This is a genomic window from Sphingobacterium sp. 18053 (assembly GCF_902706145.1).
In the GTDB taxonomy this organism is placed as follows: domain Bacteria; phylum Bacteroidota; class Bacteroidia; order Sphingobacteriales; family Sphingobacteriaceae; genus Sphingobacterium; species Sphingobacterium paramultivorum.
Map to the genome: position 1 here is coordinate 1 of NZ_CACSJW010000018.1, position 17,492 is coordinate 17,492.

The 17,492-nt window shown below is 35.9% G+C and carries 10 protein-coding genes and 1 pseudogene; 3 read left to right on the forward strand and 8 right to left on the reverse strand.

The genetic code is table 11. The annotated features are described in order from the left end of the window. Window positions 1-746 precede the first annotated feature (746 nt). From GVK91_RS26940 to GVK91_RS26970, 7 genes are all read right to left on the reverse strand, one after another. Window positions 747-2,645: a hypothetical protein gene (locus GVK91_RS26940; RefSeq protein WP_159732675.1), complete on the reverse strand. Its 1,899-nt coding sequence runs from the start codon at window positions 2,643-2,645 to the stop codon at window positions 747-749. Window positions 2,646-2,950: 305 nt separating this feature from the next. After that, window positions 2,951-4,747 (reverse strand): hypothetical protein, encoded by a 1,797-nt coding sequence (locus GVK91_RS26945; RefSeq protein ID WP_159732678.1) that lies wholly within the window; start codon window positions 4,745-4,747, stop codon window positions 2,951-2,953. A 784-nt stretch (window positions 4,748-5,531) separates the two neighbouring features. Continuing rightward, window positions 5,532-6,530, reverse strand: a complete 999-nt coding sequence (locus GVK91_RS26950) for a lipase family protein (RefSeq protein WP_159732681.1) — start codon at window positions 6,528-6,530, stop codon at window positions 5,532-5,534. Between the two features lie 47 nt (window positions 6,531-6,577). Next, window positions 6,578-7,399, reverse strand: a complete 822-nt coding sequence (locus GVK91_RS26955; protein ID WP_159732684.1) for a hypothetical protein — start codon at window positions 7,397-7,399, stop codon at window positions 6,578-6,580. A 508-nt stretch (window positions 7,400-7,907) separates the two neighbouring features. Then, entirely contained in the window at window positions 7,908-8,918 is a 1,011-nt protein-coding gene (locus tag GVK91_RS26960) for a hypothetical protein (RefSeq protein WP_153845624.1), read from the reverse strand. Then, window positions 8,918-9,187, reverse strand: a complete 270-nt coding sequence (locus tag GVK91_RS26965; protein ID WP_159732687.1) for a hypothetical protein — start codon at window positions 9,185-9,187, stop codon at window positions 8,918-8,920. Before GVK91_RS26965 ends, GVK91_RS26960 begins: the two co-directional genes overlap by 1 nt. Before the next feature lie 375 nt (window positions 9,188-9,562). Further along, window positions 9,563-9,736, reverse strand: coding sequence for a hypothetical protein (locus tag GVK91_RS26970; protein WP_159732690.1), 174 nt, complete (start codon window positions 9,734-9,736; stop codon window positions 9,563-9,565). A gap of 132 nt (window positions 9,737-9,868) precedes the next feature. Here GVK91_RS26970 and GVK91_RS26975 point away from each other — a divergent pair, with 132 nt between their 5' ends. Beyond that, window positions 9,869-14,377 carry an AAA domain-containing protein gene (locus tag GVK91_RS26975; RefSeq protein ID WP_159732693.1) on the forward strand — a complete coding sequence of 1,503 codons (4,509 nt, stop codon included), beginning with the start codon at window positions 9,869-9,871 and terminating at the stop codon, window positions 14,375-14,377. 711 nt (window positions 14,378-15,088) lie between these two features. On the opposite strand, the gene GVK91_RS26980 is transcribed toward GVK91_RS26975, so the two are convergent. Beyond that, on the reverse strand, window positions 15,089-15,502 hold the full coding sequence (locus GVK91_RS26980; RefSeq protein ID WP_159732696.1) for a hypothetical protein: 414 nt from the start codon (window positions 15,500-15,502) through the stop codon (window positions 15,089-15,091). Window positions 15,503-16,340: 838 nt separating this feature from the next. On the opposite strand from GVK91_RS26980, the gene GVK91_RS26985 reads away from it, so the two are divergent. Together GVK91_RS26985 and GVK91_RS26990 are read left to right on the forward strand one after the other, a co-directional pair. Beyond that, complete coding sequence (locus tag GVK91_RS26985; RefSeq protein ID WP_159732699.1) at window positions 16,341-16,778, forward strand: RidA family protein; 438 nt, start codon at window positions 16,341-16,343, stop codon at window positions 16,776-16,778. A gap of 161 nt (window positions 16,779-16,939) precedes the next feature. Beyond that, a pseudogene (locus GVK91_RS26990) lies at window positions 16,940-17,492 on the forward strand (hypothetical protein); the annotation flags it as partial.

Genomic DNA, 17,492 nt, shown 5'->3' on the forward strand with positions numbered 1-17,492 from the left:
GGACGAACTATCAATTTTTAAAATACACCAAAATCAAATTAAAAACTTAAATATAATTATTTAAATAAAAGAATATCAAAATACACAAATGAGACAAAATAACAGAAAAATGATAAGAATATATCATTTAGTATCAATTAAATTCACTAAATAAATATTTTTAAGAACATTAATATCATATTATTAAATATTTAATAAAATATAAATTCAAATATTTTTAACAAAAAAATTTGATCAAGTAAATTATTTTAACAAATACTACAAATGAGACAAAAAGGAATAAATATGAGACAAAAATGCTGTATAATTAAAAAATAAAGTATTATAAAAGCTCTCCCCCTTGTCAACCGTCAAGGAAGGCAATTTTGGCTGGATGCCTGTTTTAGCTGATTTTTAACCGACTTTGGGCTTCGATCTAAATCAAAGTTCACAAGGTTATTTGGATTAACTTTGTTAATTGGTTTAAAAATGTTGTTCAAAAGTTGACGGCTATTCATAATTATCTTTTCCGGAACAGCACACTAGTCAGAAACAGAATTGCTTTCAGCAACTTTATACACTATTAAAAAATGGGAATCTTTCCAAAAGTAGCGCTCCTTTTAAAAATAGGACCTATGTCGGCGAAATCTTCTGTGACAAACACAAAATAAACGAAAACAAAAACTTCCCTCTGTAGAACTAAGGGAAGCTTAGGATTCGAAGAAAAATCACCTAGTAAAGAGGATATCTTTGTGAACTCAACAGAGCTAAATGGCTCTCCATACGCCTGGGATACCGCTGGTTATACATATCCATCCTAATTCAGGATTTACAGCTGTAACTGAATTATTATACACCAGATCTCCGGCAACATAACTTCCATTAGCAGGCTCATTACTCGCATACGTAATTTTTCTCCAACCATTCCAACTCTGGCTCCCTCCTATTTTCTCCCATTTGACATTGGAGGAAATATCTGTTATACTACTTCCAAATGATGCCCTAAGATGAATAGTTCTCGGATCTAAACTCCCAGCATGTTTAATCACAATTTCGCTATATTCTGCTGTCGAGTGGATTTGAATGTCATTGGTATTCAGCGACATATTTTCTTTTACGTGCAAAACGTCCACGGCAGAATCGGATTGAAACATATAGTCGATATAACTCTTATTGATTTCGGTTTTATAGAAACTGTTACCATTGAAACGCACCTCTTTATATTTACCCAAATTGAAAAGAAACCCACGATGTGACATATAAGCAGCAGTATGATCGGTATTACCACAATCTGTAAATGAGTTATTGGAAACATCAACGGTGATATCAATCTCCGAACTGCCATTAAACAACCCCAATCCGCCTGGAATTTTCTTTAGCTGGTTGTTTCGTATGATAACATTTTTAACGTTCTTAAAGTAAAATGAGGGATTTGAAAGACTCGTTGATCGCTCTCTTGTATTTTCGACAATATTATTTTCGATAACAATCTTACCTACTGGAGTAAACGTATTGGTATAGGCATCAATAAGAGGTAAATAATAGGATTGAGAGACAATATTGTCAGCAATCAATATATCGTCCAACACGCTATTATTTCTTGACCATACTTCTGCCAGCCTACCGATAGTATTACATACATTATTAGCATATATCGAACTTTTTTGGTTTTCGTTCATTGCGGCAATGACAAATGCCTGTTTGAAATTTTTTATAATATTGCCTGTCACTACCGAAGCTGAAGAATGCAATTCAACCGCTGTTGACAATGGCATAAGTCTTTCTGCAATAAAATCTCTTTCATTAATAAAACTATTATTTGTGACTATCGGGTTCTCCCCACACAGATAGATGACAGAGTGATCGTCTTGGGAATTGTTTCCACTAATCGCATTCCCAAAATTCTTAAAGACATTGTCGGTTATAAGAATATTATTCGCAAACTTACCCTGAACTCCATCGCCAAACAAAAGGCTTTGACGTGCTGGATTATTTAGAATTGTATTTCCTGAAATTATGATTCCATCACTGTTAAAAAAACATCCAATAGCAATACAAAAATTCATTTTCACTCCCTGCACAAAGTTATTGAGGCCATTAAAGTCTAAAGTCAAATTAAAAACTTTAAAATTATTAATCGGGCCTTCTGCATAAATAAACTTTACATTTGCCGCAGCAGTGTCCAAAACATGGTCCTGCAATTTCAAAATCGCCCCATTTCCATTTACGGTAAGATTAGATATCATCACAAATAGTATATTATTGGGCGTTGAAAATTTTCCTATACTATAAGTTTTAGGAAGAAATTCAAAGACTGTTGATTTGCTTTTTACGGCATATCGATTTGCTTTAATAATAGCGGTCGAATCATCTGTCAGGCCATCTCCTTTTGCCCCAAAATATTCAGGGAAAACTATATCGAAATGATGAACCAGTTTACTCCCGACCGTGGTAACAATTACACTTCCGCCGTCGTCAATTCCAGGGTCAGGGGTCGTTGGCGCTAAATAATAGATAATCGGAGACGGTGTGTCACCTTTTTCATAATAACCTAATAACTTTACTCCTGCATAAATTGGATTGTTCCCTTTTAATCCATCGATTTCAGTTGCGGACAGATTACGCATTGCATCCATCGTCTCTTTAATTAAAAATTGATTTGCCATATTCTTTTGTTTTTATGTGTATGACAAAAATATGGTCGCTACGACGGCGATCTGAGGAAAACAAGGTGTATGTAAGCGGTATTTGGGATATACCGAAAAGTATGAAATGTTGACTGGTTGTGGGGAACAGCACCGGATTTATTAGACAATTGTATTTGTAATGAAAAAACAATCTAAACAAAGAAAGCCTCCCCTATTAAACTTTAAGGGAGGCAGTACTGAATAGATATTAATTCGGACAAATTACGTGACCCAGTTAACCTTACAGTCTCGATCGTTCAGCAGACATAATTATTATCACAAGACTACATTGCCTGCTGTCCACTATTTCTGTCAGCATTTAATTTTGTATTGAGCTGATTCTTTAGATTCTGCAGCAGATCAACAGCTTGATTGTATTTACTTTTTAAATCGTTAACGAGCGCGATTGCCGATTCGGAGCTTGTAGCATCAGTTAAAACTGATTTATTAGAATCAGCAGTCATTACATTCGAAACAGCAGTAGATTGTTTTACAATTCCATATTTTGAGGTATTGGCATTGGGAACAGCATTCACCCAGCTGCTTCCATTCCACCACTTCGGAATTTGATCTGTGGAGCGAAAAAACATAGTCCCACGTTGTGTATTTATTGGAAACTGATCATTGGATAAGTAATCGGCATATTGTACATTCTTATTGTTAATACGTAAGTTTTGTATTCCCTCTAAATTCCGGGTACTTAAACCATTTCCAGTTACGGTCATGATATCTCGGGAGGCCAATGTATTGGTTCCGTTAGTATTTAAGAAAAATTGCTGTTCAAACCGTTGTCCATCTTGAAGGTATATCCTTGGGACTGCACTCAATGCCACCTGGCTGTTATCGATAATCAAAGGGTAAACACTTCCGACCATAGTAACACCCGAAGACGATCCATCAGTTTTATAGCGATGTCCACTATTTAAGTTAATATCTCCGTTTATATTAGTTGTCCTGCCTGTTGAGTAAAATTGGGAACCGGCTTCAATGGTTAGTTCAGCATTATTCTGAATAAGAAAGTTAGGAACTCGCAAACCATAGCCACCTAAGAATATATTATCCCTCCCCCCACTTACTAAAATTTTATTACCCTTTAAGTAGGTTTCATATCGACAGCCCAAGAAGAGAGAATTTGTAGCGCCATGAATATCAACAATTGAATAGTCCGGATTGTCTACTCGTTCCATTATCTGTTCAAATGAGCAGTTTAAAAAAGTATTATTATCCATCCTGGTCGTTGTTGTAGCGTTGTTAACTATGACCAATTGTTTGTCATTCTCTCTATCAGTCGCAGAATATTTAGATGACATGAAATTCCTAAATGTATTTTGATTGATATAACCTTCATTATCTACTTGCATCTTCCACTGCGTTTCATTATTGATGCAGCCTTTAAAATAAAAGTCATTCCAAGTGATATCATCCTGAAAGGAAAGATCGGAAAACATATAACATCCAATCTTAAAACCAGAAATTCGATTAATCATTATTTTTGACATCGTTATGGCCCTAATACTTACTCCCGTAGATTGAATATTAGCATAAGACGTAGTGAATAAAGCATTTACCACCGTAGGTAGTTTTATATTCTTATTTTCAAGCCTTGCACCATTAGAAATCGTCAGGAGTGCCCCAGAACTAACTTTGGTTGTCCGGAATGTCGCATTAGCAAGATTACAGTTACAAGTAAGATATAGGGGCAGATCCACCTTAAAATCGCCGTATCCTACCAGAGTTAATTTACCGTTACTTTCGCAAAGATTATTGACGGTCTGGATGGAATTTGAGCTCTCCACATTTTCAGATGCACCAAAATATCTTACATCTACCTCGCCTACAAATGTGTGTTTAAGCTTTATATCTGATACGGCAATGACGCTACCGCCATTGTCAGGACCAGGATTAGGATCATTTACAGGATGAACGTAATGATAAATGATCGGCGCGGGTGTATCCCCTTTTTCGCGGTAGCCTAACAACTGAACTCCATTGTAAGTTCCGCTTTCCAATGCAGCGATTTCAGTCGAATCCAGTGTCTTCATCGACTGCATAGTTTCCTTAATTAAAAATTGATTTGCCATATTTCTTTGATTTAAATGTGTACAGCAAAAGTATGGCGGTGTCAGTGGCTATCTAGGACAAACATCGTGTTAGTAAGCGGTACGCGGGAGATACCGAAAAGTACATTAAGAATTATAACGCAGATGGTTATCGGAGATCCCAACCGCATTAACTAAAATTATAATCTTAGGCATAGAATAGGCAATTTAAAAGAAAAAGCCCCCCTTGTTAACCGTCAAGGGGGGCAATGTTAGCTAGATGTCCGCTTTGGCTAAATGTTAACCGGCTTTGGGCTTCGATCTAAATCAAAGGTCGCAAGTTTAGTTGGAATAACTGTCCTTCATTTCTTTAAAAATGTTGTTCAAAACATAACTTTCACTCTAATCTAATCCCTCCGGAACGGCATTTGTGGCATTAGCACTAAAAAGCAGTTATGAAAAATTTAAATGAAAAGTTTACACACTTCAGGTATAAGGAAAAAGACCAGGAGAATTTTTGGATTTGGTTTCATCCTGTTTGATCGCAAAGGCGATCTGTTGTTCCGTAAACTTTGATTTTTTCATCGCTTTTCCTCCCCTTTAAAATTTAGTAATTCAAATTTGAATTCTCTACTTTTAAATGCTCAGTTTTTTGAGATAGGCCACATTGCGTCAGGTATTGATTCCTATATGATGTAAAAGCCGTGCGTCTTGCCGCGGCTTTTACATCATATAGCCACATTGCTCCACATCAAGCACTGACAGTTCGCGTATTTCGCAGCCATATCAGATCTTCGCCATTCATTTCCTACTATGCAATTGTATTTTAATTTTCAATTTTGCATGGGTCTTTTTCTATTATTTCATCACCCATGCATGAAAAGTCGGAGGAACGAGATTTGATTTCCTGCAGCTTATTGTCATCGCGTCTTATAGCTGCTAAATGGTTCGTCAGTTTATGGTATTTAAGGGCCTTTGTATATTCGGCAATTGAAAATTTCACATAGGCTTCTTTTTCAAAATGAATTTCTCCGTCGTCGCATATTCTGAGGAATTGCCCAAAGTGTGCGACTCCGTTACGTCCCGCACGAGGTACATAATCTTTATAGTTTACAATATCATAAACAATAGAGCCAAAGTTAAACTTCATCTGCTCCCGTAGGGAACAGGAAACAGCAAGTGGTGGGGCAAAGTGATAGGCTCCTTTGAAATTGTATCCCTCAAATCTCAAACACTCCATAAAGAGCTGAGACAGGGCTGCTCCAAGTGAGTGACCAGTAGTATAAATAGGGAATTGCGATCGTTTAAGTTCTGGATGCATCTTCTGGCTCAATAAATCTATTTCACTAAATAAATCCTCTTCCTGAATCAAATTTATTAATGACCTTCTAAACCCACCATGTCCTGCTGGCATTCCAGAGAGCGCATTACCAAACGAGGGATTATTTTCATAATTCCAAAATGAAGCGTCTGTAATCCAATCGGCCACTATGTTTGGCTCTGTCCCTCGAAAGGCGATAATCATAAAATTTTTAGTACAAAACAACAACGCTTGGGCATCCGATTTTTTGCTATTCAAAAATTTATAGGATATTTTCCAGTCGGGATATCGTTTTCGTAGGATCTGCATATAATTATCGATCAACAAGGAATCTTCATAGACCAAATCAGAAAGCTGGCCCATAAATAGCGCTGTGTTCGGGTCATAGACCCGAAAATTCATGTTTAATCTATTTGGGTCAAGCTCACTGTCCATATATTTATTTTGGCCGAAGGAGCCGTAATGGACAATGCATAAAAACAGAATTACAAGTGTTCTTTTCATGGCAAAAAAAATGATTACATAGTCCTTATTGATTTTATATTTGGTTATTAATTATCACCCTGTCCAGCCTCTTCCTGCTTATCCTTTTGGAACAATGCAAAACCTATACCTACTGCCAACCAGGGTTTGCTTTGATAAACCCATTTCTTACTTAATGCCCCACCAGTAAAATCCATTCCGGTATAGATTCCAACCTGCATTCTTTCATATCCATAAACCACACCTAAGGAGGGGGTAAATGCAGCAGCAGTTATTGATTCCTTTTGTTTACCTTCAGTAGAAGCGCTATCTACTTGTACGGACGATATACCGACACCAAACAATAAATTAAGGTTTTGAGATTTCCTGCCTTTAAACGCCCATTGTATCCCTGCATTGGTACCTATATTGAAATTGCTGGAGAATTGAAATTCTCTGCCGTCACTATTTCCAAATCTCAATTTTACTGGTAAAGTAGTAATCCCCCATACGAAACTTGTTGACTTACCATTATAGCTTTCTGTCTTTCCATTAAGTACTGTTGTTTGTACTACAAAATGCTTATCGTTTGCTGATTTATCAATATAGAGTAAATCAGATCCTGTTTTTGCAAAATCCTTTTCAAGTTGAGATTGCGTATTAGTGTCATTAAAATGCCAAAATTTTATAATAATTTCAGAATTTTTTATTCCAATAATTGTAAATTTTGCACCGGCCTTAGCGATGTACCGATAGGGTAATGTATCTTCTTTAATATAATCAAATTGTTGGACGACCATATCTACTTTAGTCCGATAAAAATTCCCGATTAAGATTCCAGAAGAGTTTTGTTCTTGTGCTGATGCTATTAAAGTATAGCAGAGAAGTAGCACTGTGATTGCGTATTTCATATGATTTATAATTAGGTTTCTAAACTTGAAATACTAATAACACATACACTTTTATAAGTTATTAAGGGTAAGTTTTACCTCCGGCTTATAAAATCAATACACACTTATCAGGTTAATTAGCTGATATAAAAATAGAATAAAATTTATAAATTCAGATTATTTATAAATTTTATTCTATTGAGAAAATATTCTGAATTTGAAATGATACATTAAAAAAAACTCCCTCCTTTTAAGAGAGGTAGGCCCTTTTGTGGCATTCGCACCAAATGATTGTCATGAATAATTTGAGAGATCAAGAGAATTTTTGGATTTGGTTTCATCCTTGTTATCAAACAAGTCAGGATGTGGCGGACTTAAATGATCTTTACAAGTTATGGATGACTCATGGTTATTATGAAATTTAATCCTTCAACTTTTCTTGGAAAAACTCTACCCGATTTAAAAAGGAAAGATTTTTTTGTTAAAAAAGTAAACGCCTAGATTTTTGGTCTAGGCGTCTATTATTTAATTAATCGTTAGGATTTACACCAAAATAAAACGTATAATCCTGTTCTATAATATCACAGCCACTTACAGCTTTACATCTTAAAACAACAAAACCTACATTCCCTTTAGAGTGCACCTCAACAGATCTGCCATTCGAACTCCACCCAAAAGTATAATGTGTTGCTGTCTTCGACACTAAAGACCAGCTATAGGTCGTAGGAACACTCGTAGTTATATTTGTAACTTTTAGTACGCCTGTATACTTCATGTTAGCATTTCCAGGCAGTACCTGAAATTGGAATCCATTACCAACTTGCTGTAATGAACTCATTTCGTCGATTACAATATTTGCACCACCACCAACTGTAATTTCTTTTTCAAATGTTTTGCCTGATGTCGTAGACTTTAATTTAACAGTTCCAGTTTGATAGCCAATCCTGGTTATCTTATATTGATTATTTCCTAAACTTGTCAGCGTTGCAATATTAGTTGCGTTTTCAAGTGAAACAGGCTCAGAACCTCCAAAGGTATATATTCCTTCAGTGCAAATTTGTGAAGGACCACTTATAATTTTGGTTATTAAGGGTGCGTTTACAGACTTAACTTCATTAATTGAAGTACCATTTCGAGTATAAAACTCTCCTACTATTTGGCCATCAGTTTGAATTGTTGGAGGTATTTCAATTATATGCTCTCGATATGGGCTTTGATTTAAACCATCAGGAACAAAGTAGAGTATTAGTTCATCCGCAATTACATAAGTGTTTCCATTGGTGACATATTTTAGTCTTAACCATGTTAATTCACCATATTGATCGCTTTTGCCTTTATCATTTCTTGAAATTCTGGCTAAAATTTTGAATTTATAATTATTATCCGTTGAAGAATTATAGAAAAGCTGAACACCGTTACTAGTAGTTACATTAGGTTCAGCAATAAAGTCAACATTTACACCATATTTATCAAAATTTCCCTGTGCAAAGGTTTTCAAAAATAGAATTTGTGAAAAAAGAATATAAATTAGATATCTCATTATTTTTTAAGTATAATATAATCAGAAGGTTCAACAAATAGTTTGTAATCAGCAATGTAGAATTGCTCTTTTTCTTGGTTGAAAATGAATCTTTCTTTTGTAAAGCCACTGTACTTTTCAAAAACATTCATAATGGAATCTTTTGGATAATTGTGGCCTGCAATTTTGATAGTTTCAACAGATGGCTTTTCAGGCTCAGCAGCCTGCTCTTTCTTACACGCGCAAAAGCCTAGCCCTAGCAGCGCAATAAACATTAAATATCTTTTCACTTGGCAATATAATTAGCTGATAAGATAAGTAAAATTAAGAGGAGAGTGTAGTTGAATGGGAAGTTCTACACAAAAGTGTGTAGGGTTGATCCGGTTATGAGGTATTAGGATTGTATCCTACAATAAATAGTCATAACTAAGTAGCTATATTTGCAAAATGAAAAAAAATAAATAAGAGCAACTTGAAGTCGCTTGCCAAAACACAACGGATCATTTTAAAGACTTCTTTAAAAATTTAAATGATCTAACGTTTTCGAGAATGGATAAATATGTATCGTCATTAAATGGGTATTTTAATGAAGCTCCAAAGTTCAAAAAACTTCCACAAGAGGTTAGCGATTTTTTTTATGACGAATGCGATAAGTTAGGCTCAAACTAACCAATCTCCTCAAAGTAAAACCTAACAACCTCCTCCTTTTCCTGGAGTAATCCATAACGCTTTGCAAACTTGTATTGTGTGCTGTCTCTATGGAGTGAACGGATAAAGCCCCCAATTGCCTTTCGGAAACTCTCCTGACTCAATGAGCCTTTTATGGTATTACAGGACATGCATGCTGATGGTTATTTAAATTTAGGAAAGGTGTCTAATTAGAATGCTCACCGGCTTTGGTTAGGTAATTTGATTCCATTGCTGATTATAGCGAATATTTGTATATTAGGATAAATACAAATATTAAAATTATGTCATCCAAGATTTTCCTGCAATCTTTACAAAGTAAATTAAAAGGCGGCAACGCCCGTTCTATTCATTTAAATGCATTGCCAGGAAGGTTGGCCACTCGGTTAGACCTGAAGCAGCTCGACCTAATTGAGGATGGTCTCGCCAAATCATTTTTGGATACTTTGTTGACCAAAGCAAACTTTGAATTTAAGATTTCATTTGATACGATAGACCTCAATGAAAAAGATGCGGAGACTCAAAAGAAACTGACCGTAATTTCTAAACGACTGAACTCCATTATTATAGAAAATGAAGATTATTTTAAAGAACATGGGATGAAGACCCTCGGATTCGGCTATCCTATACTTATAAAAAGATCTTCAAAAGACCCTTCGAAAATCATAAAAGCTCCATTATTTATTTGGCAACTAGAGGCCGTTAAATCTAAAAACAAAGTCAATGAATGGTCGTTTTTGCGCAATAAAGTGGTTCAAGCGAATGGAAAAATAGTGGATTCAGATATTCACCCGATTAGTATAAACGAGGTCCTCCTTTCTTTTATCAAAAGTGAAGATGACATTACACTCCCCAATCTGGCCAATGAAGCTTTAGAGGACGCTCTGATTGATAGCAGCGAACTAGTGAACGCTTGTGCAGAAGTACTGGAAGCACTCAATTCGAATAGTAAAGAACAGATACTCGAGGTGCTAAGCAAAAACTTTGAAACAGCTATAAATGTATTACCCGAAGCATCCCAGATAGATGCTATCGCCAATAATAAAGCTTACATTCATTTTGGTGGTGTTTTTGGTTTGTTCAGAGCGCAAAAAGAAAGTATTATCACCGACATCTCCCGTTTATTGGATCGCTTCGATGCCTTTGAATTTGATGAGCTTAAAGTGGAAAGCTTATCGACAACACCTTTCAGTGCCGTAGATACCGACCCCAGCCAACAGGCCATAATAAGTGCTCTTGGAAATGAACCGAATCAAATAATACAAGGCCCTCCAGGTACGGGAAAGAGTCAATCATTAACTGCACTGATCACAAATGCACTTGCCAATGGGCTGAAATGTCTTGTCGTCTGCGAAAAGAAAACAGCGCTTGATGTAATTAAAGCAAATATCGAACGTACGAATCCTCAGATCGGCGCTCTAGTAGGTGTAATTGATGATGTAAACGATGCGCGTGAAGCGATCGTAGATTCTGTCAGAGATCGTCAGATCGGAGTTCCTTTTTACATCTCAGTAAGGCAAGCTCAAAACCAATATGATACGATAAAATCAAAACTCAAGGAATCGGCTGAACTTATTAACACACAGCATGCTGCCTTAGCTCAATCGGTCTACGGCGATAAGAGTTGGTCACAGATCGTAGGACGGTATTTGGCTTTATTAAAAAACTTTAATGAGGTGCCGCTTAAGAATATTATACCGAAAGAGGATTTTAATTTTGCTCAGGATCACACAGAACTGGAAAGGACACTTGTTGTTATAAAACATAGCCATAATTTATTTAAGCAATCGCATCAGGTCCATCCCATATTTAAACCATTGATAGACGATCTATTTTTAGATCAACAGGTTGGGCCATCACGTGTAAGAATTGAAGATTTTATTGCTTGCGCTCATAAACAGCTACCAACAATTGAACAGGTTATTTCTGAACTTCAAGCAAGTGGAAAGCAATGGGCTGATGATTTTTTGAGTGGCATCCCCGCAATAATGCAGCAGGATTTTAAGCCCTATTTAGCCTTTTGTATTGGAGATTCAGTTAAAGAAGAGGTATTACCATCCACTTTTCCTCAGGAACAGCGAATCAATGAAATTGTCTTAGGATTACAAACAGTACGGATTAAAGCGCAACAATTTTTCAAGCAATATGAAGATGCTTTGCAACAACATTATAGCAGCTATCATTCATCGCTAAGCAATGCAATATCAACTTATCTTGCCTACGCTGAATCAAGCATTGCTCAATATGGTAATAACCTATTAAATAATAGCAGTGTTGCAAGATTTAAAACAAGTTTATTAAGTATATTCTCGGGAAAGCATAAACAGATAAAACAAACGAGAATCGAATTAAAGAATCGCATCGCGCAGGTAAGATCAGCCCATGTTGAGAAATATTATATAGAACATCAATATAACGATCATTTGGAAACAAGTGATTTATCTATTTACCTAAACAATATTGATAAACTCCGACAAAAGCTAGCCACTTGGAAAGAGCAATACCCGCTTACGATCAGTAGCTATTTGACTAATATTACAAATCATCATTTTCATACTGAACTGAGTGAACTAAAAGCGCAGATAGCTCCCCTACTTCAAAAATTGGATAGCTTGGAGCAAGTGCTAATCGCTGATTATCATATCATTCCAAGGACTCCTGTAACCGATATCAATGGGTTGATTGAGGTAGTACCCTATCTAACTGAAAGAGTAACTTTTCAATTAAGGTATTTTAATAATTTTCGTGATTATTATGCTGGTCGTTCTGATGCCTATAAAAGTCTACAAAGCTCTTTTGACGATATTGAAAGTAACCAAGTAACGGGAAATATCACGAATGGGGTATTTTTACCTTATATAAATCTTCAAGCGGCACAGGAACTATGTGATAGGATTAAGCATACCATCACAACGTTCAACGAGCACATAAGTGATTTCCGTATCTATCATGAGTGGAAATCATTTTTCCTTTCGCTGGACGAAGCGCAACAAAGGCTTATTACCACAATCAGTCTGCACCTTAAAGATCATTGGGCTGACGCATTTGAATGCTGGTATTTGTATTGGATACTCACGACAAATGAGCCACAGGAATTGCCAAAAAGCGATTACCAACTACAACAATATCAACAGCAAAAACAAGAGTTTAACCATGCGCAGCTGAATAGCATTATTGCCTTATGGACAGAAAAACAAGCGGAAGCCGTCGGACATTTTAAAGCCAGAGGACAAAATATAAATAGTTTGTTTAACAAAAAGGGAGCTAAGGGAATGCGTCGCAATTCACTCCGCACCATTGTAAACAGAGAATTTGAACTATTTACAGATTTTTTTCCAGTATTATTGGTCAATCCTTCGGTCTGCAGTTCTATCCTACCGCTACAGGAAGGAATTTTTGATGTGGTCATATTCGATGAGGCCAGTCAGCTGCGTCTCGAAGATACTTACGCGGCCCTGATCCGGGGAAAAGCAAAAATTGTTTCCGGTGATAAGCACCAGATGGCTCCCTCTTCTTACTTCGAGGGAAGTGGAGCGCTACTTGATCCGATTGATGATGAGACAGAAGATTACGAAGATGAATTTTCAGATCGGACTGCGCTACAAGCGGCTCAGCTTAACCTTGCAGATAGCGAGTCCTTGCTGGCCTATGCTGTAGACAAAGGGTTCGTCGAATCTTATTTAAAAGTCCATTACCGCTCGAAACACCCTTATCTTATCGACTTCTCCAATCATGCGTTTTACGGAAATAGGTTGATGCCTGTTCCGGCGAAGGAGCACTACACTCCTATCGAATACTTACAGATTGATGGATTATATGAAGGGCAAGTAAATAAGCAAGAGGCATTGAAAGTGGTCGAATTGTTACAACAGATCATGAAGGAAGCTAAAGATAGTATTCCAAGCGTGGGTGTAGCTACTTTCAATATTTACCAACGCAACTTGATCCTTGAGGAACTGAGTGCAGTTCGCCAGAACGACCCTGTATTCGACAGTTTAATGGCACAGGCGGGAGATTCATTCTTTGTTAAAAATCTCGAAAACATTCAGGGCGACGAACGGGATATTATCATTCTCTCAACGACATTTGGGCGAAAAGCCGACGGCTCGTTTAGTCAAAACTTTGGTCCGATTATACAAGGTAAAGGACATCGTATGTTGAACGTAATCATCACTCGAGCACGGTCAAAGGTATATGTATGTACTTCTTTCCCGCAGGAGTATGTTGGTCAGTACCCAAATCTTATCCAACAGAAGGGCAATAAAGGCCGTGGTATTATGTACGCTTACTTTACCTATGCGAAAGCGGTAAGTGAGGGTAATGACGAATTGCGAAAGGGCATTTTACAGTTGTTGAGTCAGTATTGTACAGACAAACTGTATGAACCCGCGGAATTTAGCTTAGGGTCTGAGTCTCCATTTGAAGATGAAGTATTTGAACAACTTGCACAGCATATCGGTGCAGATCGCTTAGAACAGCAGCATTCCGTAGGCGGTTTCCGAATTGATATCGTTGTAAAATCAAAAATGAGCCACAAACCACTAATCGCAATAGAGTGTGATGGCGCGAAATATCATAACAGTCCTGAAGCTTACGCCTGGGACAGCTTCCGCCAGGAGCAACTTGAAAGATATGGATTTATATTCCATAGGATATGGTCAATTAAATGGTGGGATGATGCCAATGGAGAATTGAGGCAACTACTTGATTTTATCCGTCAACAGGATGAGGAAGAGACAAATTTAGGGAACCATGTACATGTGGCAACGAGAATCAATATAAGTGATAATTAGCAATGAATGGATGATCTAACTATACAAAAAAACAACGCATATTTGTGGACTCAAAATTTCAGCACATCATAAATATAGTATAGTTACAGGAAACAATAGCCGATTTAATTAACAAGCTATTAAAAAAGCCTCCCTTATTTAACATTTAAGGGAGGCTTTTTAGCTACACGTCCGCTTGAGCCAAATGTTAACCCGCTTTGGGCTTCGATCTAAATCAAAGGTCTTAAGATAAATTGGAATAACTTTGTTCATTTGTTTAAAAATGTTGTTCAAAAATTGACGGCTATTCATAATTTTCATTTCGGATCAGCGTTCGTGGCATTCGATTCAATGACAGTTATAAATAATTTAGGAGAATAAATTCAAGAGAATTTTTAGATTTGGTGTCATCCTTGTTTTCAAACAAGTTAGGATATAGCTAATTTAAATAGAGATAAGAAAGGAAAACTTTTATTTTCGTCAAAACCAGGCTAATTGTAAGATTAGCCTGATTCCCGAAAATTATAAGTGTTTATTTTTACTTACTCTAATTTTAAAATCATTATTTAGGGTGAGCAGATAGATGATACACCCGAAAAATGGAAGGAAAACGACTAAAAGCAATTTCCAGCTTTCCAGTTTTCGCTTTGAGGTTGCAATTCTATATATGGTCAGCAAATAGACGAATAGAATAAATACAAGTGAAGCAATTATTAGTATTTTCATATATTTTTAATTTAAAGCGCAAGCTGCTGCAGCGGCTACCGCCATACAAGCATGGCAACCAGGTGTAAAGTCGCACATCATATCACATGTCGGGTCAGCTTCACAAGCTGCTTTTGCAGCACCATACACTCGGACTACACATTCTTCATATGTCTCTTTAAGTAGCTTTGGAGCTGGGTTATTATAAATAAGTGCTGATGATTGAGGTTTATACAACTCATCGTTTGTGCTAAGGAAAAATTTGTTTTCATCATTCCATAGTGAAAACCCAATTACTTTACCCAATTTATCAAATTTAAACTCCTGAAAAATAGAACGTTTTGTTGACCCATAGAAATTCCAGAGGTAGCCTATAATTTTGTTATCAACTGTCACGGGGTAGGTCGCATATCCCACGCTGGTAACTTTTGTAGCGGTCATAACAGGTTCACTTTCGCATGACGCCTCAAGTAATGCCACAACGGAATTGTCGGGATCTGCAAAATGAAGAACATTATTTATATCCCTGATTCTCTCAATACTGTAATTCGCTCTATCTTCTATGATTTTTTAGGACAACGTATTGTGCAAACCAATTCTTTCAGTGTTAACACTAAGTTTGTTCTGTTGAAGAATATCCTTATGGGACTCGTTATGTGTTTCACATCCAGAAAAGATAATCAGGCATGAGACGAAAAAGGTAATAACTCGTGATGTTTTCATTTAATTTATTTTAGTGAATGATAAATATGGATACAATTATTTAATACGTTAACTAATTAAACAAAGGCTATTAAAATTAACATTATATGCTATTTGTCTGTCTGATCAAATCTAAACAAATAAAATATTTAAACTATGAATTACGTAGTTTTTATTCCTTTTTATTTTAACTATAATCAAAAAATTAAAAAAAATTTTTATTAACTCTAAGCATCAAACATCACGACAATCGGCAGAATGATAATACTGGAATGATATGGCTTAAAATATTGGAATATGTACTAAATTCTGCTTCTGTTTAGAATATACACCATTAAAAAAAATGGGAATATTTCCAAAAGTAGCGTTTCCTTCAATCTGAGGAAAACAATGAGTATGTAAACCGTACGCGGGAGATACCGAGCATAAAAATCGAACATTTTAAAGGAGGAGCTATTATTCTCTATTTTGAAATAAAGAGAGAAGTTTATAAAAAGATGTAACCAATTCCTAAATTTCTTAATTTAGGAAAATAATTAAACAATGAAGATCTCCATTTAAATAAATACCAAAAACGATGAAATACCTTATTTTACTTCCATTTCTATTAATTTTTAGCAATACTTTTTCACAGGAAAAAAATATCAAAAAAGAAAAGTGGCATTGGAACAACAACAAAATAAAACAGGATACAACAGCGGGATATTGTCAAGTTTTAAAAGTTGATAACATTCTTTATATATCGGGCGCGGTAACTACGGATCTTTCCCCTAAAGGAATTCAAGCTGTTTACAATGATTTAAAAGCATCTTTGGCCAGTTTTGGAACAACATTTCAACATGTGGTAAAAGAGAACTTGTACACGACAGACATTGAAGCAATGAAGAAATATAATGATGTCAGGAAACAGTTTTACAATAATGACTTTCCTGCCGCTACCTGGATACAAGTACAAAGGTTATATATGTCAGACGCTAAATTAGAAGTTGAATTAATTGCACACTTACCTAACTGAATGTAACTCCCTTTCTGATAGTTTTGGACTTTTAAATAATAAATAATCTCAATGCAGTTGAGTCAAGTGTTAATTCGACTCATAGAGATGGCAAAGCAGGTACTAAATGCAAATAATTTTTAATTGAAAGAAACTAATTAACAAACGAAATGAACATTGCCATGCTTAAAACTAAGTGCCTTATAATTTGGTTGATCCTTATCTCCCTATTGTCCTTCAATAAAGGATTTAGTCAGACCAAATATTTCCTTTTTGACGAAGATAGCAAAGAGTTTACAGCCTCATCCTTTAGGTTAAACACATATCCGCTATATAAGATTAAGCGTGAAGTACATCTTTTTAATGTAACGAGTAAGTTACAGACATTTATCGGTAATAAGGGTATATATAATGGACAACATGATTATAATATCATGCTATTTTCCATTCTACCTGATTTAGATGGTTCAGAAGATTGGTATGAAATCAACTCTGATACTGTACGTTCTTCGATGATTAACCTTAACGATCTGGAAGAGCTTCATAAAAAAAATACGTTATCGTACTTCAACACCACTGTAAAGCAAACATCAAAGTATTTCAATGATTATAAGCTAATTATAAAAAAAGGAGATACTTATTATGCACCAAAATACTGTTTGTTACAGTTTTATGCAGTCCGCAATCGTCCGCAAGCTTTTACGAATGTCTATGGGACTATCAATACCCAAGATT

Bases quoted from the DNA above. Each gene is read 5' to 3' on its own strand.
- GVK91_RS26940 (WP_159732675.1), bottom strand. From the start codon at position 2,645: ATGGCAAATCAATTTTTAATTAAAGAGACGATGGATGCAATGCGTAAT.
- GVK91_RS26945 (WP_159732678.1), bottom strand. From the start codon at position 4,747: ATGGCAAATCAATTTTTAATTAAGGAAACTATGCAGTCGATGAAGACA.
- GVK91_RS26950 (WP_159732681.1), bottom strand. From the start codon at position 6,530: ATGAAAAGAACACTTGTAATTCTGTTTTTATGCATTGTCCATTACGGC.
- GVK91_RS26955 (WP_159732684.1), bottom strand. From the start codon at position 7,399: ATGAAATACGCAATCACAGTGCTACTTCTCTGCTATACTTTAATAGCA.
- GVK91_RS26960 (WP_153845624.1), bottom strand. From the start codon at position 8,918: ATGAGATATCTAATTTATATTCTTTTTTCACAAATTCTATTTTTGAAA.
- GVK91_RS26970 (WP_159732690.1), bottom strand. From the start codon at position 9,736: ATGTCCTGTAATACCATAAAAGGCTCATTGAGTCAGGAGAGTTTCCGA.
- GVK91_RS26975 (WP_159732693.1), top strand. From the start codon at position 9,869: ATGTCATCCAAGATTTTCCTGCAATCTTTACAAAGTAAATTAAAAGGC.
- GVK91_RS26980 (WP_159732696.1), bottom strand. From the start codon at position 15,502: ATGACCGCTACAAAAGTTACCAGCGTGGGATATGCGACCTACCCCGTG.
- GVK91_RS26985 (WP_159732699.1), top strand. From the start codon at position 16,341: ATGAAATACCTTATTTTACTTCCATTTCTATTAATTTTTAGCAATACT.